At 36.4% G+C, this 24,970-nt stretch carries 13 protein-coding genes; 11 read left to right on the forward strand and 2 right to left on the reverse strand.

The features are described from left to right. From AC3E9U_RS12655 to AC3E9U_RS12705, 11 genes are all read left to right on the forward strand, one after another. On the forward strand, window positions 1–726 hold the full coding sequence (locus tag AC3E9U_RS12655) for a LolA3 family protein (protein WP_488747281.1): 726 nt from the start codon (window positions 1–3) through the stop codon (window positions 724–726). A gap of 14 nt (window positions 727–740) precedes the next feature. After that, window positions 741–11,954, forward strand: coding sequence for a thrombospondin type 3 repeat-containing protein (locus AC3E9U_RS12660; RefSeq protein WP_488747282.1), 11,214 nt, complete (start codon window positions 741–743; stop codon window positions 11,952–11,954). 6 nt (window positions 11,955–11,960) lie between these two features. After that, entirely contained in the window at window positions 11,961–12,650 is a 690-nt protein-coding gene (locus AC3E9U_RS12665) for a hypothetical protein (protein WP_488747283.1), read from the forward strand. Between the two features lie 697 nt (window positions 12,651–13,347). Then, window positions 13,348–13,782 (forward strand): type IV pilin protein, encoded by a 435-nt coding sequence (locus AC3E9U_RS12670; protein ID WP_488747284.1) that lies wholly within the window; start codon window positions 13,348–13,350, stop codon window positions 13,780–13,782. Further along, window positions 13,783–14,259, forward strand: coding sequence for a prepilin peptidase (locus AC3E9U_RS12675; protein ID WP_488747285.1), 477 nt, complete (start codon window positions 13,783–13,785; stop codon window positions 14,257–14,259). Then, window positions 14,259–15,668, forward strand: a complete 1,410-nt coding sequence (locus tag AC3E9U_RS12680; protein ID WP_488747286.1) for a GspE/PulE family protein — start codon at window positions 14,259–14,261, stop codon at window positions 15,666–15,668. Before AC3E9U_RS12675 ends, AC3E9U_RS12680 begins: the two co-directional genes overlap by 1 nt. Beyond that, window positions 15,661–17,571, forward strand: coding sequence for a type II secretion system protein GspD (locus tag AC3E9U_RS12685; RefSeq protein WP_488747287.1), 1,911 nt, complete (start codon window positions 15,661–15,663; stop codon window positions 17,569–17,571). Before AC3E9U_RS12680 ends, AC3E9U_RS12685 begins: the two co-directional genes overlap by 8 nt. Beyond that, window positions 17,571–18,761, forward strand: coding sequence for a hypothetical protein (locus tag AC3E9U_RS12690; protein ID WP_488747288.1), 1,191 nt, complete (start codon window positions 17,571–17,573; stop codon window positions 18,759–18,761). Before AC3E9U_RS12685 ends, AC3E9U_RS12690 begins: the two co-directional genes overlap by 1 nt. Continuing rightward, entirely contained in the window at window positions 18,754–19,278 is a 525-nt protein-coding gene (locus tag AC3E9U_RS12695) for a hypothetical protein (protein WP_488747289.1), read from the forward strand. Before AC3E9U_RS12690 ends, AC3E9U_RS12695 begins: the two co-directional genes overlap by 8 nt. Next, entirely contained in the window at window positions 19,262–20,218 is a 957-nt protein-coding gene (locus AC3E9U_RS12700; protein WP_488747290.1) for a hypothetical protein, read from the forward strand. Before AC3E9U_RS12695 ends, AC3E9U_RS12700 begins: the two co-directional genes overlap by 17 nt. A gap of 6 nt (window positions 20,219–20,224) precedes the next feature. Then, window positions 20,225–20,743, forward strand: a complete 519-nt coding sequence (locus AC3E9U_RS12705; RefSeq protein WP_488747291.1) for a hypothetical protein — start codon at window positions 20,225–20,227, stop codon at window positions 20,741–20,743. Window positions 20,744–21,168: 425 nt separating this feature from the next. Here the strand turns inward: AC3E9U_RS12705 and AC3E9U_RS12710 are convergent, their stop codons facing one another. Beyond that, window positions 21,169–22,005 carry a hypothetical protein gene (locus AC3E9U_RS12710; protein WP_488747292.1) on the reverse strand — a complete coding sequence of 279 codons (837 nt, stop codon included), beginning with the start codon at window positions 22,003–22,005 and terminating at the stop codon, window positions 21,169–21,171. Between the two features lie 70 nt (window positions 22,006–22,075). After that, window positions 22,076–24,955 carry a hypothetical protein gene (locus AC3E9U_RS12715; RefSeq protein WP_488747293.1) on the reverse strand — a complete coding sequence of 960 codons (2,880 nt, stop codon included), beginning with the start codon at window positions 24,953–24,955 and terminating at the stop codon, window positions 22,076–22,078. Window positions 24,956–24,970: the final 15 nt, after the last annotated feature.

The raw sequence follows: 24,970 nt of genomic DNA on the forward strand, positions 1-24,970 counted from the left end.
ATGTCAACCAAGAAAATTATCTTACTAATCATTTTATTTGTAGGTCCTTTTGCCTATTGTCAAACCGTAGAAGAGGTGTTGAAAAAAGTCAATACGCAGTTTACTACGCCCAAAAACCTACATTTTAAAACTGTTTATAGACTTTTCAGGGATCCTAACTCCAAAAAAGTCGAGGAAGAGTATAAAGGGGTTTTTTGTAAAAATAAGGCCAACGAGGTATACTTGAAAATCAATGATACCGAGATGCTTAATTTGAAGCAGGCAAATCTGAAAGTCAGTCATTCTGAAAAAATGGTGATACTTTCTAATCCGGTAGAAAATTACCAAGGTGAATTTAATATTGGCCAAATCACTCCATTTTGTAAGATAGTTTCTTTTAAAGATCGTAAAACTTTTTGGGAAATTGTTTTAGTTGCTAAAGAATTGTCGGGTTTACCTTATTCAAAAATTGTTTTGAATATTTCTAAATCGTTTTTCATTCAAAAACAAATTTTTTACTACAACACCGCAATTAATTTTTCAAAGAATTTTAGAAAAACGGACAACCATTACCCAAGATTGGAAATTGTTTATTCCGATTATCAAAGAGGTCCAATTAACCCGGCTCTTTTGAATCTGAATAACTATGTCTCGCTTTCGAATAAGAAAAAAGGAGCTGTAGTGTCGCCGCGTTTAAAGAATTATGAAATTTTAGACAACAGGGTTGTTTATAATAATATAAAATAATAAAATACAGATATATGCATAGCAACAATCGCCTATTCGCATTAGTACTTATGTTGTTTTCTTTCTTGAGCTTTGGCCAAGAAGTGGATTATCAGGGAGATATAAAGATTGGAACGCAGCTCCATACAAATCCTTTACCGACGTTGAATATAACTGATCCTAAGTTTAATGACTTAAGTCAGCAAAATGTTTTTACATCAGTAAACCCTGCTGTCTATATTAATTTTGGCTTTAAAGATGATATAACAAATCAGTCGTCTTACAGTAATATCTATTATTGTCTTGTTAACTTAAAGATCACACCTTTCAATACTTCAAATGTGGCTTTGACGCCTCAGACAGTTTCTTTAAAAATAAAGCACGACAATGTTACTCAAAATGCGCAATTAAATGATTTTGCTACATACAAACTGTCGGGGATTCATAAAGCTCAGGTTGAAGTAACTTCTATCAGTTATTTGAATAGTTCAGAAGCTCCTATAGCATTGGTAAGCAATTCCGTTGCATTTTTAGAATTGCGTTTTAAAACAGACCGTTATTTCAACCTTCGAAACACAGTTGTAACACCTGTAAGTTTTCAGTTTATTTATTACAACGGGACTACTCAAGTACCTGTTACCAGTGTAGCTGCAGGTGCTGAAGAAATCGAAATCCGTTGGACTAGGGATTTAAATGCCCCTGCTGTAGAATATGAACTTGAATGGACGTGGATTGATAATTACGGAGAAAATAATAATCAGTTAACAGCAAATGAAATTGCATTAACAGAACAAGACTTTAAATTAAACAGTACTAGAATTCAAACTAAGAATGAGTACTACCGTATTCCACTTATTTTTTCAAAAGGATTTTTGGTTTACAGAATAAGAGCTGTGGGAAGATTTCTGGATGATCATACAAAGAATTACTATGGAGCTTGGTCATCAGGCCTTTCAAATAGTTTTACTAATATTAGTCATTGGCCGCATATTGTAATTGATGAAGCTCATGAGTTAGGTAAGAAAAACTGGCAGTATCAATCTTCTTTTGCTGAAGAAGGAAAGAAAAAAGAAGTTGTAAGTTATTTTGACGGGACACTGCGAAATCGCCAGACAGTAACCAAAATAAATTCCAATAATAAGGCTGTTGTTGGTGAAGTAATCTATGACAATCAAGGAAGGGCGGCCGTTGAAGTGTTACCGACACCAGTTGATGCTTCCGGAATTCGATACTATAGTGATCTTAATAAAAACAGTAACAATGCAGTATATACGCATAATGATTTTGACTGGGACCTTCAGACAGAGGCTACCTGTACTCCAAATGGAGCAGGTGAAATGACAGATGCCAGTGGAGCAAGCAAATATTACTCTGAACAAAACAGTATAGTAAATAATTATCAGGATTTTGTTCCTAACGCAGACAATTATCCTTTTTCACAAATAGAATATACACCGGATAACACAGGAAGAATTAGAAGAAAAGGTGGTGTCGGTGATAAACATCAAATCGGAACCGGCAAGGAAATGAATTATTTTTATCTTGACCCGGCACAGGAAGAATTAAACAGACTTTTTGGATATAAAGTCGGAGATTTTAGCCGTTATAAGAAAAATATAGTTGTAGACCCTAACAAGCAGGCTAGCGTCAGTTATTTGGATCCGCAAGGAAGAACTATAGCCACCGCTTTAGCGGGGGATAAACAGGGAAGTCTTGTCCCTTTAGAAGAGGAAACCAATCCAGATCTACCTTTAACAGTAAATCTATTGTCTAATAACGACCAGTATGCTTCAGGGAATAATGGAATATACAAGGACGGAATTAGGCTCAGTAAGCAGATAGGAATGATCAAAGAAGGGCCCATCACTCTTAATTATAGTTTGGATCATGTGCCCAACACCTTTAATAATATCTGTTTAAATGGAAAATATTATCCGTTTGTATATGATTGGTCAATCAGTCTTAAAAATGATTGCGGCGAAGAACTATTGGTTCCACAAAATTTAGATAGTGACCCTGATTTGGAACTTGACGCCACTTTAGGAACAGTTTCTCTTACCTCTCTGGCTCCATCAAACTATCATTTCAGTAAAATATTTACTAATGATTCATCAAATAGCCTTAAAGTGGGGACTTATACTTTAAGCAAAGATTTACGTGTGAATCAGGCTGCTTTAAACGAATATGCGGATGCTTACATAGCAGAGATAAAAAATCCTTCTAATCCGTGTTATCCTAATTTAGCTGATTTTCAGGTAAATATTGATATAAATGACTGTAAAGTGACATGTAGGGAGTGTGAGCAATCTTTGATTTGCAGCTATTTGACTCCTGAGGAGTGTACCCAATTCAAAACCGGATTTCCAAATGACAATTTAAATCATACACTTGGAGATTTAAACAACCAAGTCCGTTTAGATAAAATTGCTTTAGCAAAACGCAAGCACATTATCAAAAATCTGGGAAGTACTTTCCTTGATGGAACTTTTAGCTACAATGGCACCATCTATGTCGACACAACACCGGATTCAGTTCTTAATCAATCCGTAATTAACAATTATGCAGGCCGATTCGCTTTGGAATTCGATGGTTTGTTACAAAGTTGCAGGGAATTATGTGTGCAACCGAGTAATGTATGCGGTATTAATGAGGAACAAATGTTGGCCGATGTCAGTCCGCATGGACAATATGGTTCGGTAACCGGATTAGAACTTGATGACTCTGGGACTAATGATAATGCAACATCAAGTGAAAACAATTCGGCTTCGCAAGTGATTGATCCTTTGAGTTTGTTCAATGTGAATAATAATTTATGGAATGGAGGTTATGTAACAATTACTTATCCAGCGGAAGGTTCAACACCATCTACTACTGAAAATATATCAAATTATAACTGGAGGAAACCTTTTGACGGTAGTTACAAGGAACCAGACGGGGTGCTTTCCAAAATTAGGGTAGAAAGATTAGGAGACAATAATTACAATCCTCCATTGGTAGAACTTACAACGAGCCAGATTACAGCCCTTGAAAATCCTGATAATGGGGGTATAGACCCTGTTGACCCAGATTACCGATTGGTGGACCCAACCCTTTTACGTAACGTATCCGATTTCATAAGGTTATGGAGACCAAGTTGGGCAAAATCATTGATTCAATACCACCCGGAATATAAGTACTATGAATATAATAAAGCTTGGTGTGAAAAAACAAATTCGGTAGGTGATAATAGCGACAATTTTGATGAAAATTTACGAGCTATTATTGGATTTGACCAGAATAGCCAAGAGTTTAATGCAGATATTTTTGATAGCGAAGGAACAATTTATAAACTGATCAATTTTGCAGCAAATGATCCTTTTTATGAAGCAGGAGGCTCTTCAATTATTGAAGAAAGTAACAACAATAACTTCGATCTTCGTAAATCATTAATGACAGAAGCTTTGGAAGCTAATTTTGATGGAGTGATATTTACAAATTCAAGCAATGTAGAGATATCACTTAACATGCTTCAATCAGCTTACTATACCGCGGCGTTTGGTAATGGCATAGCACCGGTGTCAACGTACGAAAGCAACGTTCAGCTTGATAACCAAGCCCTTCTTAGTTTCATCAACACTTTGCCAAACACGCTTGAGAATAACAATCTAAAAGAACGCATCTGGCAAAACTTCAAAAACAGTTATATTGGATTAAAACAAAAAACCCGTACTGTTTTTGCTCATATATACGCTTTAAAGAATGGAGGGTATAACGATTGTATAGGAGATTCAGAGAACACTGATACTTTTGTGACGTTATTTAGAAAATATAATTTAACATCTGCTAATAATTACGGAACCTTACTCTCAAAGATTAATGGAGCTTTCGATATTTATGCACAAATTCCTGCAGGGGCACCTGTTGGTACTACGCGAGCTTGTTCGACAATCACTTCTCATTTATATCAAGGAAAGGAAAAGCGTTTTATTTCGGCAGATTACGGTTATAATTCTGGAACTACTGATGCTGATGCTATACATGCAGCCGAGACAGATACTGATAATGCCTTAATTATGGAAACCGGCAAATGTCCTTTAGCATTTGATATGGAAAGCTTTTTGGATGGTTTAGTTAAGCCTGAAATCCAAGACCATGGATTGCTGTTGACGGATTTCCCTACTTATAGCATGCCTTATTTAACTAGAGATTTGTTTACAGCAACAATTAATCCTGATGACTACGACATTCAGAATCCTGTTCAAACAAGCATAAATGGTACAACTGATGGTGAGAATCTGAATATCATCTTTAATGACACAAATGGGACGCCTGTTTCACAACCAATCAGTTTAAAATTCATTACAGAAAACCCATATGTTAACCCTTGTGGCACTGTAGTATCTGCTCCTTCATGGAGCGATTACTTCACGGCTTTTACGGTTGTCGATTTTAAGAATATTTATTATGTGCCTGGATCTTACAATCCGGATAGACGTACTCATAAGTTCCAAATTGTAGCAGTCGTAAAACGAATATTAACGGGTACAAGTTCTGACTGTACAGCAAACAACCCTTCCGGTGGCGCTGAGCCGATTTTAGAGGAAGTAGTGGTTGAAGGGGAAACTATTATTAATCTTGGAGATTGTGGGATTGAAGATGTAAATTCGATAAGTGGAAACTCTGAAACAGAAACCGGAGCGGGTTGTTACAGACGTACACGATTCGAAAAAGCTTTGGTTCGTACGATGAACAAACTTAAAGGTAATAATCCTTCAAGCGGAGGTAACCTTTTTGCAACCAACATTAATCTAAACGCAGCGAATAATGCATTAGCCTACAATAACAGTATTATTCCTGAAATATTGAATGATCAGGCGTTAACAGCTAAATGGTCCTACAATTCAGGCGAGTTTACTATAGACTCGAGTATTCCGTTCAGAATTTATGAAATAGCAAACGAACTTGATAATCCAGTTCAGTTGCATACAATTAGTTTTTATAGAATAACCGGAATTAACATTCAAGAAGATATTGATCATGGCACTGTCATTTCTGGTCATCATTTGATTACTGTCAATTATTTAGGTTTAGATAATAAAATTCATACGTTAAAGGGAAAAGTAACAGAGTTGGATTTCGATTGCATCTGTACCGAAAAAGTTCCTTTAGAGGATGCTGCGAATGCCAACTTCACTGCTTTAATCAACCATCTTTGGTTTAAACAAATTGATAATAATGGAGAGATTCCTGACAGTTACAATCCTCAGGAACTAATCTCCTTGAGTCAATATTATCAAAATTTGGATGATGGTATTCAACACTTTACTTTGATCCCGCCAGTTTTAACAGGGCATTTTACAGAAGGTATGTATTTTGGATCAAAATGTAAATTTAGACTCGATATCGTTGATGATGTAAATGATTCCGAAAGAGACCGCCTTGAAGGATTGTATAATGCAGTCACTCATTTTTCTAATTTTCAATTACTGCATGGAGATGTAGATGGTAATTATACATTTAGTATGTTTGCCCACTACGATTCATATTCCTATTTTCCAGGTTCAAGCAGAGCTACCGCTGTAAATGTACCAGCAGGAATTGAAATAGTTTACGGACAAATAGGGTGTTTAGATGGAGTCAAGTGTACACAGAAATCTGAGGCCGAGGAGGCATTAGGAACGGTGCTAAATGCAGTACTTAGTGAATATAACGGATCATCAACTAATAGCATTGCCAACGGTTACATCCCGACAGGTATGTCTGGTCTGGATCAGTATATAATCTTAGAACCTACAGATGGGCCAGCCAGCGTTAATAATTTTTATGCAACTAGTAACAACGAATGGTCGCAAATAGTTTTTACATTAGCAACTAACTCAAATTGTCAGGTAAAACTAAACATACCAAACTTTAAATTAGCAGTGGTGGAAAGCATCAGTGATCTTGCTTTCACAAATGACATGTCTTCTTTCACTGTCTCAATATCTGTAGATGGGCAAACTTATCGTGCGAGCGGAACCATTGAATGTTTGAATTTGGAAGATTGTTTAAAGGAAGTTGCAGTTCCTTGTGTCACATGTATCCCTCCTCAGGTGGCTCCGGTAGCCTGTAGTCCGAAATGGAATGAATTTATTGAAGGAATGTCAACAATCGTTTCGAATGGTTACGAGTTGCCTGACTATTTAACTTCTAGTGGAAAATATTTCTGCGAAGCTAACTTTGGCTATATCAGCAGCAATTATCTGTACTATTTAAACCAGCTGGGAATCACAAGTTCAAACGACCCGCTTTTTATTACAATCAGTGAGTTTGGTGCAACTAAATTAAACTATGGGTATAACGGTACTAGGGAAATTATTGATGAGTATGTAAATTATGCTACGAATACAGCAGCAGAATTAACATGGAGTCAATTTGTAGAACAGTTTGTAGCCAGAAATCAAATCTGTCCTCCTGCTCCGCTAATACCTAATTTTAGCCTTGAGGTTATAGGAATCAAAACTCCTTGTGAAATATTTGTGGAGTCTGTCCAAAATACCTATAGAGAGGAGCTGAAAGAGAATTATTTTGCCAATAAAAGGCAGGAGTTTATAAAAGAGTATCTGGAAAAAGCATTAGCAGGTTTGAGTGAAATCTTTACTAAGACCACCGCTGATAAAGAGTATCAGTATACCTTATACTACTATGATCAGGCAGGTAATCTGGTTCAGACGGTTCCGCCACAAGGTGTTTCTCGTTTGGCGCTTACTTCATCGTCTAACACCGCAATTAATGACATAAGAAAAAATGCGCCGGAGAGTAATTTAACCGTCGTAAATAATGAGCCTGTACTTCCGGATCACTCTTTGGAAACCAGCTACCATTATAACTCGTTGAATCAATTGGTTTGGCAGCGTACCCCTGATGGCGGAATAACAAAATTCGCGTATGATGACAAAGGAAGAATTATTGCTTCTCAAAACGAAAAGCAATTGGAAGCAACGGCCTGGGGAGGATCCATGTCTTTCAGTTATACTAGTTATGACGGCTTAGGAAGAATCATTGAAGCTGGTCAAGTGACTACCCCTCCAATGGGCAGAGCTGGCGGGTATCCATACGAAATCAATGATAAAGGAAGATTAATATCTACCGGAAGTCCTGATCCTGTGAATGAATTTTCAAGCACATACAACAAGAGTGAAGTAACACATACCGTATATGACGAGCCTGTTACCAATACTGAAAGTTGGTTTGAATCCTATTCTGCCGATCAATGCCACAAAAGGGTAACTGCAGTATTGTACTACGATAACTTGACGGGTGAATTGGGAGAAATAGCTGCCTATGATGGCTACAAGAATGCTATTTTGTATGATTATGATGTACATGGTAACGTTAAAGAACTTGTTTATCACAATAATAATAGTGATCTGCAACATTTAGGTCAAGACAAGAAAAAAATCATTTACGATTATGACCTAATTAGCGGAAATGTGAATAAAGTGGCTTATCAACCAAATAGCCAGGATCAGTTTATTCATAAGTACAAATATGATGCCGATAACAGAATTACTGAGGTATATACGAGTAAAGACGATATCGTTTGGGAAAAAGAAGCGAACTACCTGTATTATGAGCATGGTCCTTTAGCCCGTACCGAAATCGGTGATCAGAAAGTCCAGGGACTTGACTACGTTTATACCCTTCAGGGATGGCTAAAATCGGTTAACTCAGAGAATCTGTCTACAACAAATGATGTTGGGAAGGATGGTCTAATTGTGGCAAAAGATGCTTTCGGTTTCGCTCTTAACTATTATACAGGAGATTACAAATCAAGACATGATAACAATACATTCCGTCCATTCAGTGCCGGATTGCATTATGAAAACAACCATGATCTCTATAATGGTAATATCAAGGAGATGGTTACGTCCATTATGGATTTAAACCAGAATGTATTGCCGTCACAATTTAACCATTATGAATATGACCAGCTAAACAGAATAAAGGCGATGTCTTCTTCTTCAATTACACCAAGCGGAAGCAGTTATGCAGGAGTGAATTCCTATGCTAGTACTTATTCATATGACAGAAACGGTAATTTGAAAACTTTAAAAAACTGGACTACTTCCGGTCAGTTAATGGATGATTTTACCTATAAATACAAAACAGGTAAAAACCAATTGACAAAAGTTTTTGATGCTGCTAATGACTTATTCCCTAATTCCTCAATCGACATCAAAAAGAATATTGGTCAATTGAGTTCTTATGACGTTGACGATGAGGCGACGCACAATTATATTTATGACAAAGTCGGACAATTGATTGAAGACAAATCTGAAGGCTTAGCAATTGACTGGCGTGTAGATGGTAAAGTGAGCTCCGTAACCAAAAACGATGGCACCGTCATAAGTTTCGATTATGATGGACTGGGGAACAGGATTGCCAAAAAAGTAACCACTGGCACCATTAGCACGACGACATATTATCAGCGTGATGCTCAAGGAAATGTTTTGAGTACCTATGAGATGGTTCAGGAAGGGGTTGAAGCTCCGAGATATTATCTTGTAGAGCAGAATATTTATGGTAGCAGCCGTTTGGGTATAGAAAAACAACGTACGGAATTATCGGATCAAAGTGGTGCAAAGCAAGCTATAGCCAACATACAGGCTAGTGTTGCAACTGCAAGAACAATTCCGGAAGAAACTCCACAAACATCTGAACCGGTAATATCAGGATTGGTTTTTGATAATACTGATGACCATACGACATGGATGTCTCCTACTGAAGGACGGATTAATTTTCATGATAATTCTTTTGGACGTACAGAGAATATAAAAATTGATACCCATTTCAGGATTAATGGTTTAGCAGTAAATGAACATAATTTAGTAACTATTTTACATGGACACATGAATTCCCCTAATGGAAGAGAATATTACAGAAGTTCTGTTACGGTAAAAGTGGCCAAAAATGATGCAGGTGAAAAACAGCCGGTTATTACTCTAATTAATTACAGACGATTTTATTATTTAGGGAATAGATTCACTAATTATATATATCAAACACAATATGTAATGCCGTCACTTCCTCCGATTGGAGACGATTCAAATCCTAGCATAAGAATACCTGAAAATGAATGGGATTTGAAGGTAGATATAAGTTATGATCCAAATAAAGCTGACTCTAACCCTACTTCAAGATATAAGGTCGTACTTAATTTAAATGGAAACGTATATCCATTGAAACAATTGCCAATGGAAACTCATGTAGATGGTGATACACATTATGATGGGGGTAATCCAGTAATTCCTAACAATTTAGGAGGAACAACAGTCTACTATGCACATGACACCTATGGGGAATATAGCGGTGTGAAAATGGATATGTGTGATTTCACATATACAGTCGATAAAATCAAACATGAATTTAGTTTTGACAATCCTACCGGTAATACATTCCGATCTGTTTCATCTAATACGGATGATCCTGAAATTCATGTTGCTTCTATTGTAATGACAACGCCTATAGACGGCGCAGCCGGGCATGTGGATACAAACAGCACTTTCTGTGGGCCAAGTCTTTTGGATTCAGATTCTGATGGTATCCCTAATACCTCTGATAACTGTGTTTCTACATTTAACCCGGATCAGAAGGACACAACAGAAATCGCGGCCGGTCAAGGACAAGTGATTAATGGTCAACTTAGAGGTGACGGTGTTGGTGATGTTTGTGACGTTTGTCCGGATAAATTTGACCCGCTACAAACAGATACGGATGGTGACGGAGTAGGTGATCTTTGTGATAACTGTATTTCTACTTACAATCCAAGAATCCCGCATTATGCTTCTACAGGAGAAATCGATTATTATTATCAGCCTGATACGGATAATGACGGTGTAGGTGATGCTTGTGACAACTGTAAGTTGAATCCCAACCCACTTCAGGAAGATGAAGATGGTGACGGCATTGGTAACCCTTGTGAAGGCCAAGACCAAGGTCAAGGAACATTTGCTGGAATTGGTGACCCTAAAATGGTTTATCGTTTTGTGGGAGATAAGCAATATGAGCTATCCAACCATTTAGGAAACGTTCTGTCCGTGATTACAGACCGTAAACTATATGCAGACTTGGGCAGCGGAAATTACTCCTTCTTACCTGATGTTGTTGCATACAATGACTACTATCCTTTCGGAAGCTTGGTGCCAGGGCGCTTTGGGTATGATCCGGCAAACGATTATAGGTATGGTTTCCAGGGGCAGGAGGAAGATGATGAGCTGAAAGGTGAAGGGAATTCGTTGAATTATACCTTTAGGATGCATGACCCTAGGGTGGGAAGGTTTTTTGCGGTTGATCCGTTGGCTCCGAAGTATCCTCATAATTCTCCATATGCTTTTAGTGAAAATAGGGTTTTAGACGGAATTGAACTCGAAGGCCTAGAATATGTCAACACATCTGATGTACAAGACCATAAAGGCGAAATGGGACCTTTGACGCCTCAAGATGCAAAAGAACAGGGATTGTATAATTTATTATTTTCTAATAAAATTGCAAAATATGATGTTGTTAAAGCATATGATGGTGATACTCATTCAGAACAACAATACTATGATTTAGGTAATAAAGGCATAAATTATAATAGTGCTACTAACAAATATAGTTTTTATGATTTATCAACTTCTAGTAATGGAGAGAAAGTTTCTGATTTTGTAACATCACTACCATATGATCCAAATTCAACAAGAACTACAGGCTATTTTTCTGTTGAAGCAGCAAAAACTTCCTTTGACAAAGCAGATGATATTTTAAATTGTTATGGTATGTGCACTGCAACTACTATGAAAAGAATCGATACTGCACTTGGTGGAAAACCGTTAGATGCTAGACCAGGGGCATTAGACTATTACATTTCTAATTCAGCTTACGACATGATGGCTAAAAACTCTAGAGATAATTTGATCGGTTATGGAGTGGGTGCAGCTTTAAAAAGGAATGGATTCGCATCATTGGTAAGTCATGGACAGATATTGAGTGGCGCACTAAGGGAAGGAGCATCTTTGCAATATTGGATTGATGACAATCCTACAAATGTAACCAATAACTTGAAAATTGGCGCACGCGTATCAGGGCATTCAACAATATTCCATGGGTACCTTTTTGATACTAGTGGTAAAATATCAGGGTTTATTTATTCAGATTATGCAGGATTTAATGTTGGCAAAATTAGTGGAGGCAAAGCTTTTAATAAACAAGGTGATCAAGTTGTTTTGTTTGGAGCGAATATTAAGTAAAAAAACATGAAGAAGATATTATTCCTTTTTATTTCGATATTTTTGATTCAAAATCAAAATGACGATTTTGAAGAAAGATTTAAGTATGTAATTACTGAAAGAGGTGGGAAGTTATTAGATACAATCTATCCTAGAATTTCTAAGAAGCGAATTGATTTATTTGGAGATTTGTTTTATAAAAATAGAATACAGAATGTTACATTAAAATGTCTAAAAAAAGAAACGGTAAGAGCAAATGAATTAATAATTAAAATTCAATATGACAACAGTTCAACTGTTAAAGATGTTTTTAAAAACATTTGTTATAGTTCTTTTTTTGAAGAAATAAAACAATTTTCTGGACATGAAAATTTAGGTTACCCAAATTGTTTTATAACTTATTACCAAAACAATTTGTTAATTTATTTGTCTTCAAAGAATGAGCTTAATAATTATTATAAAAATAATAAGAAAAAATATGATTCTGTAATCAATTATTTAATTCAAAGTAATTCGAACATCTTTATTCATATAACACCGCCATTTAGTTATTTATATTCTATTAAGAAAAATAAATGTTACGTTTTTAGTTTATATAACAATCAAAATCCATCACAAGTAATAAACCATTTTAAAAAAATGAAGACTAAAGTCATATTGAATAAAAATGAAGATATTGATGCTTTTTTTAAACAGGAGTATAGACAACTACACTAAAAAACCAGGTAGCGTATTCTATGATAAAAAACAACTAAATTTAAAAAAATCAGCAGGTAAACCTCGATAGCGCGGATTTGCAATCCGTGCCGCGCTCCGCAAAGTCTCCTGACTTTGAGGTATAACAAACAAAAAACTGCGATCCCCTGATAGCACGGATTTGCAATCCGTGCCCACAAAACAAACAATCAAAAACACCCGATAGCGCGGATTTGCAATCCGTACCTACAAAGTGACAAAGAAAAAACTACAACCGTAAAAAGTTGTAGTTTTGTTTTTTAAACTAATCGCCATGTCAACACAATACAAAGCCACTACAAGAAGATTCTTCATTTTTTCAGAACAAGACTGTCAACTCGTAATGAGGTAGTTATAATGACAAATTATCATCACCAAATATCATGTACCCATATTTTGTGATATCTATTTCGTGATGAAATCTGTATCACAAAACAGGTGTCACAGAAATTTTGACCCAGTTTTGTGACATAGCTTTTTTGTCAACTCATTTAGGTGATTTGAACTATATTCTTTAGGTATAATGAGAGAATAGTTTTCCGTCCAAAAAGAAAATAAAACAATCCTACAAATCGATTTGTAAGTGATAATGTTAAAATTTTTTTAGTCACAATTTTCCTCTTGAAATAGTTAGTCAATTTCAAAAAAAAATTGGTTCTTTGCGCCAAATTTTTTTAACATGAAAAAGCTACTAAATAGGCAGTTACAAAAAATTAAAAGAGCCTCAGTAAAAGCATATTCCTTAACCGAAATCCTTATTGTATTGTGTATCATCGGGATTTTGCTTTTAATGGTGTTACCTAACCAAACATCTGTTATAGGGCAGGCTAAAGCCATAGAAGCACAGGCCATGCTTAATCAGGTATACGGTTTGGAGAAAAGCCATTTTTACCGCTATTCCAAATACTCTTCCAATCTCGAAGAATTAGGTTTCGAACAGGAAGCTACCGTAGAAGAAGGCGGACAGGCGGTGTATAAAATCGAAATCGTGGAAGCCTCCAACGACTCGTTTCTGGCAAGAGCAACTTCCGTTTCCGATTTGGACGGTGACGGTGCTTTCAATACTTGGGAAATAGACAGCAAAAAACTCCTAACCGAAGTAACCAAGGAATAAATGTTTGTAATCGCAGGCTTGGTGTTGTGTTTACTGCTCATGGTATGGCAGGACTGGAAGTACAGGAGAATCCATGTACTGCTTCCGCTATTGATTTTTGGGCTGACACTGTTTCAGGCTAAAGCGGTGATAAATTATAAAACGGTTGCTTTCAATATCGTTTTCTTTTGCCTCATTTTTGTATTTCTGGTGCTTTACATGAACATCAAAGCCAAAAAGTTCCTTAACCCGTTTGAACATTATTTCGGGTTGGGGGATGTACTGTTCTATCTGGCGATTACTCCTTTTTTTATGTTGCGGGAGTATGCCATTTATTTTATCGCATCAATGGTTTTTGCCATTGTGATGCAAACTGTTTTTATTAAAAAAAAATCAACTCAGGAAACGGTTCCCTTGGCAGGGTTTTCTTCGCTGTTGTTGCTTATGATAATTGCCTCCGATCTGCTGTTTAACTTTACAAAACTGACACTGGTATAATGACTGAAATACATATTCTGCCTGATATTCAGCACGTCATATCCAACGATTTGGCGAACCATTACCGTGTAGTTCCCAAACAGGTAGGGGATAGCGATTTGGAGTTTTTTGCGGATGAAACCAAAAATCATCCGGATATTGCAGAAGAACTGAGTTTGTTGTTAGGGAAAGATGTTGTACTGAAAAGTGTTTCTTCACAATCCATTGAAAAAGCATTGTCGTTGTATTACCGTAAGGAACGCCAATTTCAAACCAGTAAATCTTTCTCAGTAGACAAAGCCGATTTTCTTGAAGATTTATTGTCCGAAGCAAAATCGCTGAAATGCAGTGATATTCATTTTGAAGTTTATGAACAGCAGGCGCGTATTCGTTTCCGGATCGATGGCCAGTTGATCGAACGCTATAAGATTGAAAGGGAAAACTATCTGGAGTTGGTCAATAAGGTAAAAATCAAAGCCAAGCTTAATATTACCGAAAAACGACTGCCGCAGGATGGAAGGATTACAAACGAAACTTTTGACATAAGGGTTTCGGTGCTGCCAACACTATACGGTGAAAAAATTGTAATGCGTCTATTAGGTCAGGATGCTTCCAATATTGATTTGAGTTCTTTAGGTTTCCAGCCGGAAGAACTTGGGAAATATCTCGAAGCGGTAAAGAAACCCAACGGAATCATTTTGATAAGTGGTCCCACGGGTTCAGGAAAGACAACAACGCTATATGCCACTTTACGTTTGTTAAACGATACGAAAAGAAATATTGTAACTGTGGAAGATCCTATTGAGTATACCTTAAAAGGAATCAATCAGGTGCAATTGAAAGAAGATATCGGTCTTACATTCGCTTCGGCACTAAAATCGTTTCTTCGACAGGACCCTGATATTATCATGTTAGGTGAAATCCGTGATTCAGAAACGGCGCTTATGGCAATTAGAGCCTCCTTAACCGGGCATTTGGTGTTGTCTACCGTTCACACTAATTCTGCAGTCGGAACTATTTCAAGGCTTATCGATATGGGGGTTCCTTCTTATCTAATTGCAGAAACCCTAAACCTTTCTTTGGCGCAGCGATTGGTTAGAAAATTATGCCAACACTGTAAAACAGGGGAGTCTTTTAAAAAAGAAGATTTCCCAATAGGTTATGTTTTACCTTTTGAAATCACTAAACATTATAAAGCGGTTGGCTGTAACCAGTGCTATCATACAGGATACAGTGGCAGAACGGCTCTTTATGAGGTTGTGCGGGTAAATCAGTTGATTGCAGACCAGATCAAGAACAATACAGTAACAAAATCGTTTTCGGACGATAAAAATCATAAATCACTGGCCGACAAAGCTTTCGATTTGCTGGCCAACGGTGAAACTTCTTTAGATGAAGTATATGCCATATTAATTAGTAATTATGCTTAAAAAAATTGCCCTGATTCTTATAGGATTATTATTTACCAATATTGTAGCTGCTCAGGAGGATATAAATGTACTTAGCGCAAAGTTCGACGAAATCGCTAAACAGAAAAAAGGTATAAATGAGGTTTTAAAGATTAATGTTTCCGGGTTGACATTGCACGATTTTATTTCGTCGATTGCCGAGGAACATCAGTTAAATATTGACGTTGAATCAGGATTGGATCAACAGGTGGTCAATAATTTCTTTGATGTGACCGTGAAAGATGTATTCCTGCATCTGGTACAGAAATACGATCTGGAAGTCGGTTTTATGAACAATATTATGACTTTCAGAAAGCGGAAGGAAGTCAAAGTCGTAGAAAAGAAAATGCTTAAGGCCATCGATGTGAGTTACAATTCACAAAATGACTTCTTGTCGGTAAAGCTTGAAAACGATTCGATTCCTGCCGTAGCAAAGGCCATTACGGATAAGTCAGGGAAAAACATTGTTTTGTCGCCTGATGTTAAGAACCTTAAAGTATCATCCTATATCTTAAACCGTCCGTTTGATCAGGTCATAGAAATGATGGCAAAATCAAACGATCTGGTTGCCACTAAAGATGATAACGGGTTTTATTACCTTGATAAAAACAGGGAAGGTGTAGCTGCACAAGCGAGCAGCAATTCATCGACTAAATCAAAGCAGCCTAAAGCTAGTCAGGGAGCGCCCGGTTATTTTGAGGTTGATTTAAACAAGACGGGTTTTTTAAATGTTAAGGCGAATGTCGCTGATGCCGCAGATCTGTTAACGGAAGCTGCCGAAAAACTGCACATTAATTACTTTATGTACAATAAACCGGAAAATGAAAAGACAACGCTTTCCGCAGATAATATTACGTTCGATGACCTATTAAACAATGTTTTTACCGGGAAGAAGTACTCATATCGCAAGATTGACAATATGTATTTAATAGGTGAGCATACCACGGAAAGTCTTAGGGTAACTGAAATGATTGCTCTTGAGAATCGTTCTATCGAATCCGTGCTTCAATCATTACCTAAAATTTTTACTGAAAAATTAGAAATAAAAGAGTTTGTAGAACTAAACGGACTAATTGTTTCTGGGCCACGTACCACTTTAGAAGAGCTTAAGGTGTATATAAAACAGATAGATAAAGTGGTTCCGATGGTTCAAATTGAAGTGATTATTGCTCAGTACAACAAAGGACACGATGTACAAACGGGCATGAAAGCAGGTTTGGATAAGCTTAATAAGCAGCAAACAGGAGGGGTTCTGTTTCCCACTCAAGATGTAAATCTTAACTCGTCATCGATAAATAATTTGATCAGTGCTTTTAACGGATTTGGGATTTTTAAGATAGGAAAAGTTACGGAAGCATTCTATATGAATCTTAAATTGTTGGAAAACAATTCTATTGTAAAAATTGAATCCACGCCTAAAATAGCCACAATTAGTGGACATGAAGCAAAATTGGCAATAGGGGAAACAAGCTATTATTTTGAACAGAGTAACCGTTTGATAAATAATAATATCGGGAACGATATCCTTAATTCCGGTACATGGAAGTCTACAGACGCCAATCTTACGGTAAGTATAAAGCCATTTGTATCAACAGATGAAAATGTTACGCTTACAATTACTGTAGACAAAAGTTCGTTTTTAGGAAGAGCAGGGGAGAATGCTCCTCCTGGTAAAGCTACTCAGAAGTTTGAATCATTGGTAAGGGTTAAGAATAACGAAATGATTTTGTTAGGAGGTTTGGATGAGCTTAAAAAAGAAGATTCCGGAACAGGTACACCTTTACTTTCAAGGATACCAATAATTAAATGGTTTTTTAGCAGTAGAAAGAAAGGGAAATCTACTTCTAAATTGCATATCTTTATTAAACCTACAATTGTATACTAATGATTTCATTTTTATCTAAAATATTGAAGTTTAATACGGTTAATGTTGTTGGTGTCATCAAGGGAGAAGGTGATTTGTCTTATAATGTCCTAACGGTAAAAAAAGCAGGAAGTAAAATTGCTGTTACCAACAGACAGTCCTTTAGATCTTTTTCTGATTTAAAACAAAAAACAGATTCTAAATTACCAGTAATAGTGGTTCTTGACGGAAAAGGCGTTTTGAATAAACAAATTTCTTATAATAACGAAGCCGATACGAATTGGCTGAAAAATATTGATCACGCTGCAATTTATTTTACCAGTTATAATACAACTGCTGCAAATTTTATGTGTTTTTGTAGAAAGAGCTACGCAGAAGAAGTAGTTGCAGCTTTTCAGCAGAATGCTTATCACATAATTGATGTTTACGTTGGTTCTATGATAGCTGCGTTATTGAAAACGTCTATTCAGAACGATACTATTTTGGCTTACGATTTATCATTGGAGTTTAAAGATGATGTTTTGATCAGCTACACGAAATCATCAGATCTAATTACTCAAAAACAGTATAAAATCGGAAACGATATAATAGATAGTTCGCAATTGCCGCTTTATGCATCGGTAGTTCAATTTTTTATCAACTCTGATAAAGTCTTAAAGTCGGAATCAGATATATTGGATAAAGAAGAGATAGTATATAAAAAAGCGTTTAATTATTTTGGGGCTGCAATCCTTGGCTTTTTTTTACTGTCACTTTTGATAAGTTTTTTTCTTATCCAGTATTACGGTTCTAAAACTGCCGAATTAAACCTGCAGAGCGTCTACTCATCTCAGGCCTATAAGCAGATCAAGGAATTGGAAAAACAAAAAGAAAAGCAACTTGGTATTTTAAATGAATCGGGGTTAATGTCATCCAAATTCCTTTCGTATTTTAGTTATGAGTTAATGAAAGAAATGCCGAACACTATAAGATTAAATGAATTGAATGTCGTGCCTGTTGCAGAAAAAGAGATTAAGGCTGATAAAAAAGTAAATTTCGAAGCAAAACAGATAGTCTTAAAAGGAGAATCGGCTAATGGAGCTTCAATTAATAATTGGATTGAAAAGCTCGGGACCATCAAGTGGATCAAAAAATTTGAAATTGTAAGTCTGAAACAGGATAAAAAAAATACTTCCAGGTTTGAAATCAAGATAATCATTGCCGATGTTTAATCAGTATACATATAAACAGAAGTTTACAGCATTGCTCGTGGTGTTCTTAATGCTGAGTATAGCGGCATACAAAAGATCTTTTAGTCAGCTGGTTCAAACCTACGCACAATACAGTCAATTAAAAGAGCAGGTAAATGACTTTAATAGTAAATCAAAACAGTTGGAGGCCTTAAGCAAAGATGTAGAGTTGATAAATAAAGTTATTGGGAAAGGTGGAGTGTCAAAGGAAGTAGTTCAGCAGGAGGTTATTCGTTTTGTTTCAGAGAGATATCCTCGAATTTCTGTCAATGATTTACAACCTATTCATACGTTTAAGGATGAAAATTATATAATAATTACAAATCAATTGGACGTAACAGGAAATGCCAACCAATTACTTGCTATGGCTTACGATTTTGAAAAACAGTTCAAGCTGTCACGAATCGTAAGTATGAAGTACTATACGGCTAAAAAGAATAATAAAGCAGATGTCTTACATTTAAAACTGATTTTCCATAATTATGAAAACATTCAATAAAATTTTATTACTGCTACTTTCAGTTACGATCTTTTCCTGTGACGATGTTCTGGAGGAAGACATAACTGATAAAACGGCAACAATAGTTACACCAAAGGAAGGAGATCTCATTGAAAGCAATGTGGTGGATTTTCAGTGGCGCAGTATGACTGGTGCTGATAAATATCGTATACAAGTGTTTGATGAGGATCAGATTATGCTTCATGACTCCTTGGTAGACCATACAAATTTAACATTGCCGCTGAATGAAGGACATTATCAGTGGCGGGTGAGAGGTGAGAATTTTGGTTACCAATCATCCTATTCATTGCCAGCTCATTTTCAGGTTGTTCAAACCGAAGATTTGAGTACGCAGCAAGTATTACTAGCTAGTCCATCGGACAATATGTATACCAATTCGCAAAATGTTGTAATTTCCTGGGATAACCTTGCCGCTGCCGATTATTATGAGTTAGTGATTGTTAATGTTACGAATTCAAATACCATTGTTTTTCAGCAGTCCAATATTACAGCTACTTCATATTCACTAAGCAGTAGCATATTAAATCAGGATGCAAAATACGAATGGAAAGTAAAGGCAGTCAATGCTACAAGTGAAACGCAGTATAGTTCAAGATTCTTTTATCTGGATACAGTTTCACCTAATCAACCTTTAAATGTATTGCCTGCTAATAATTCTAGTCAGCCTTTGGATCAAAACGTAGATTTTAGCTGGAGTGTCCCTGCGGATTCAGGTACAATTCAGTCGACAATTTCTTATGTTATTGAAATAGCAACAGACGCTACTTTTTTAAATATAATCCAAACATCCAACGCCTCCACAGCAAGTTTTCAGAGATCCTTTGCTACGGCTGGAGACTACTACTGGAGAGTTCACGCTATCGATGCTGCAGGGAATAGCGGGATTAATAGCAGTTCTTTTAAAATTACCGTGAACTAAGTGATTATGGATAATAAAAAAAAGATTAATATACTTTTAGTTGTGGTTGTTTTAGGATTGTGGAGTGCAGTTTTATACAAATATGTCGACCGTTTTTTTTATGCTAATGAGGTTAGCTCGTCTAATCATTTCGCTTTAAGCGACAATATACCGGATAAAATTAAAAAAGACACTTTTGCTTTAGAGCCATTATCTAATGATCCATTTCTTGGAAAAAGTTCATCCCTGCCGGTCACAGTAAAGAAAACTACTCCTACTGTTTATGCCGTTCCTAAACCTATTGTAAAAGTTCAAACCCAGCAAACTAAATCTAAAATAGCTGTTCCTTTTCCCGTGGTCAAATATTACGGATTTATTAAATCAAAAGAAAAGAAAGATGAATTGATACTTTTGAAAGTTGGAAACATATTACATAAAACACGCTTAAATGAAAGTTGTAGTGGAGTGATTGTAAAAAAAATATTCAAAGATTCCCTTCAGGTGATTTTTGAAAAAGAGGTTAGAATGATTAAGCGTAATGTATAAATTTTTTTCGTGTTAGTTTGATAAGTTAGACATCTTAAAATATTACTACCAGCTTTTAAATTAACAAGATGTTTTGCTATAATATGCATATCCTTTGAATATTCATAAAAGAATTCATAGGTATGAGTAACCTCATTTGAATCATCACGTAATTTAGAAATCACAATTTTACGTTGAAGTTCATTATTGCTCACTATAAAGGTACGATAAGAAACAATATGTCTAAATCATATACATATTACAAATCGGTATTATGCTCATAAACTGGTATTACCAACATTTTATCATATGAGGAAAGTAAATAAATTGTTCTGATTTAGCTGCCAACAGAAGGTGTATGAGATTGTTTTACCTCAAAAAATGTGTCACTGTTGGTTATAAACCTAAAGATTATTAAAAATTTAAGAAGGAATAAGTTAAGATCTTTATCCTTTTGCGACGTCAGCAATATTAGTGACTGTGATTATGGCGCCTTCTGTGACGGGATCTTCATATTTTTTTTTCAATTGCTTTGCCTGTAATAAGTTATTTACTGTGACTTTGGTTAACATTTCGTAACTCATTATACCCCGCTGAACTTTTTCTGGAACTGTGTTATCTAAGGTTTCTCTAAACCAACGTCTGCCTATTATAAATTTCTGACCCACAGCATCGGCAGCCGGTGGTAATTTTTTGAGCCAATATTTATTGTCAAACTCTTTGTATTTTTTTTCGACGTCTGCCTTATTTGTTACTTTGCTACAATCAAATATTACAGCCTCTGTGATAGAGAAATAAGAAAAGCCTATTGCTTTAGTGTTAGTATTTACGATAGTTTTTATCATTTTGCAGGTTTCGATCGGGTCTTGCATAATGGAGCAGCCTTCAAATACAATTTTGCCGGTCACTTTTACTTTTAACTTAACTAATTCTGTACTAACATTTGAGGAAGTAGTGTAAACATTCCCCAACCTTATTGAACCAGGAATGGAGTGTGTAAAAAATACCAATGTTTCTATAGTGCTATACTTACGGAGTTCATCCACTAAAGATTGCAGGTCTTTAATCGGTACTTGGGTTGATCCTGGATAATAAGCATCTGCTAGGAGATAAGCAAAATCTGTAAAAGTAGAATCATAGGTGAAAAGCGTTTTTACTGCAGTTGTTGCTTGGGTGCTTGCCGGCACTGCATTGGGAGATACCGGATTTTGTACCTGCGCATATAGTGGAGCTGGCGTTTGTAAGTTCCTATAATTTGAATCAATATCGTTAGTATAGTCCATAATATTCTGATATAAACTTTATTTAATTATCCCTAAATAGAAAATCCGCAGGCAGGTCAAATCCGTACACCTATGTGAGCGGATAAACCGGTAATTTATCTGTCGTGTTCCTTAAATATACCAATTTGGTTGGTATAACAATTTCCCATGGTGCTCCCACGAATAAAGCTCCTACTGCATGTTTAAGATTTTGGGCAGTGGGATCTTCATATAATCGGTCGATGGTAATATTCCAACTGGTGTTATCACCGGGATTGGTTTGTTCTACTTTAACGATGCGGTAGATTTTATAGTTAAGCAGGAGTTCCCTGTCCTTATCATTATCCAGTACCAACGGGTTGGGTTGGTTATTGACAAAATCCCAATAGAAGGTGCTGTCTGTTAATTTAAGTACATCGATTCCGTTGGTGGCAACAATTAAACCGGGGCGATCTGTATAATCACATTGCTTGGATTCTTTCAGTTCCTGTATCATAGAAACATAATCATCATCACCTGATACAGGAGGAATGCCACTGGCGCCCCAGATCTGTCCTGTTTTTAAGAACCAGGCGGCCAGCTCTTCCATGCCGGACCGAACGGGGATTTGGACACGCGCGGCACCAGCCGTTAAAAATTTGTCGAATAGCGCATCGCCGGAATCTTCATCTATGAGCTCAGCCCATTTGCATTTACGTGCCCACATGCTATGATAAAAGAGATAAGTGATATAGTTCCATTCAAACACCTGCTCGAAGAACTGGATAACAGGGGCGTCTTTTTCCAGTTTAGCAAAGTCGATTTCGGGATAACCACAGGGCATCACTTTTTCCATCATGGATCCCATACCGTTAAAATAATTGCACATTAACAAAGCGATGATGTGGCGTTTGAGTTCGTTGCGTTCGATTTCACGATTAAGGAAAGGATTACGGCCTTTGATTTGAATTAGCTGATCGTTTTTATTATTGCTGGCATTATAAGCGTCGAGTCTACGGTTGTAGTCGGCCATAACGATGTTATAGATTTTAGCCTGCCATTTTTCAAGGCTCTCTGGTTTTAATTCGCAAACAATACTTACGGTGCCACTTAATGAAAGTCCTAATGTACTAAAGCCGGCTATTGCTAAAGTTAAAATGCCTTCTTCACCATCCATCAAAGCTGTACCCTGCGGACCCCACCAATTTTGGTTTATTTGGCCGCCGCCATCTTTGTGTTCGTTTAAATATTCTCTAAAGATGCAATACTTGCCTATATTCACTGTTACTGCTAATTCATCATTTGGATCTGTACCTGCTGGATGCCCTGTAGAACAGTCAACTTCATAATTCATCCTCTTGGCTTTATAGCCTTCTGGGATTTGCGGGGACTTAAATTCATTGGAAGAAAAACCTGCTGTTTTACCGGGATCCTGTTCGCTGAAATTCTGACTGAAAGCAAACTGAATAGCCGTAAGCGGATCAGGTGGAGTAATATCTTCTGATGTTGAAATACCATAGTAGCTGAGAATTTCACCGTAATTAGTTCGATCAATCAATAAGGGGGTAAGTGGTTTGTTTGTTGGTTTATTATTTAATATAACTGATGGTTTTGGTGGCTCGTTTTTGTTTTTATCCAAACTGATTTTGTCCTGATATAATTTTTTAAATAGAGATGCCGGTTCGGGTAAAATGAGATCGAACATCAGATGTTTACCATGGTTGAAAACCTGGGCGTGAGTTACTTTATTAACCCAATAATAAATGCCTGCCCGGTGATTCGCACCTGTTTGCGTGTTATTAATGGAGTGTTTGTTTTTTTCTTCCTCTTCGATTATTATCTTACTGATATGCAACTTCCGAACCTTTTCTTGTATTTTGCTAACAGACCTGTCTGTAATATCTTTTGCATAGGAACGAGCGATATTTTCTGATTGTGACTTAGAATAATTTACTGTAACGTTAGCATGGGGAGTGATAGTGGCTACTTCTCCATATTTAATGGTGGCAGTTACTCCTGCAGATACACCTACTTTTGTATCGATTGTGTTTTTAACTTCTGACTGCAATGAAAACTTTTCATTAACCTGATGATCTTTTTCTTCAGAGGTGATGGTTTCGTTTTCTGTCTCGATAGTATCTTCTGTCTTATACAGATTGCGGTGATGGCGCACTTTATTTTCACCTGCAAGGATGTTTTCAATATCGGCTATATCACCAGCTTCATATCGCGCTAGTTCTTCTTTAATAATGAAGAGATCGGAAACGTACGTATTGATGCTAATACAATGAGAACTTGGTTTTTGACAATGATCATTGCAGTTACATATGCATGGGTCTTTGTCGTGCCCTTCCGCAACAGCCATATCTTTATTGAGAACTGGCAGTTCCACTTTTCCTTTTTCTGAACAACTGCATGAGCATCTTGAATGTAGCAAAAGCGCCGGTAATAATACCGGAAGATCCAATATGGCATTGATGTGTTCGTTGCGGAGATTGTCTTTGAGAATGAACTTCCCGTTTTTGACCTCTATATAGAGTATAAATAAATAACAAATTTTAATCAGTAACTGAAAGTCTACGCAATAATTTATGCTTATGTTTTTATCGTAAATAGCTAATATCAAATTATCTGCATAAATCTCCCATTCTTCTTTAATATCAAAATCTTGTTCCCATGGAAGAGACTGGACAAACTTTTTGAAATCGTCAATTTTAACTGGTTTTGCTTTAAAGTTAAGCCAGTCATAGATGGAATAAATAACAGTATTAATTTTATCAATATCTGTGATAATGTTTTTCTCGTTTCCTTTTTCTCTAAACTGGGAAATGAGAGAACGATATTGATCGCTATTATCGACAGCTTCGATTAATTTCTTTGCAAAATCAGAAGGTGATTGGTTAGGGTACAAGGGCAATCCAACCAATTGCTTTTGTTCTTCTGAAAGTTTTTGTGTTTGCCGTTGTTGCAAGAAGCGAAAAATTTCTTTCATATGATTAAAGTATTA

Source organism: Flavobacterium sp. 21.1, assembly GCF_057801535.1.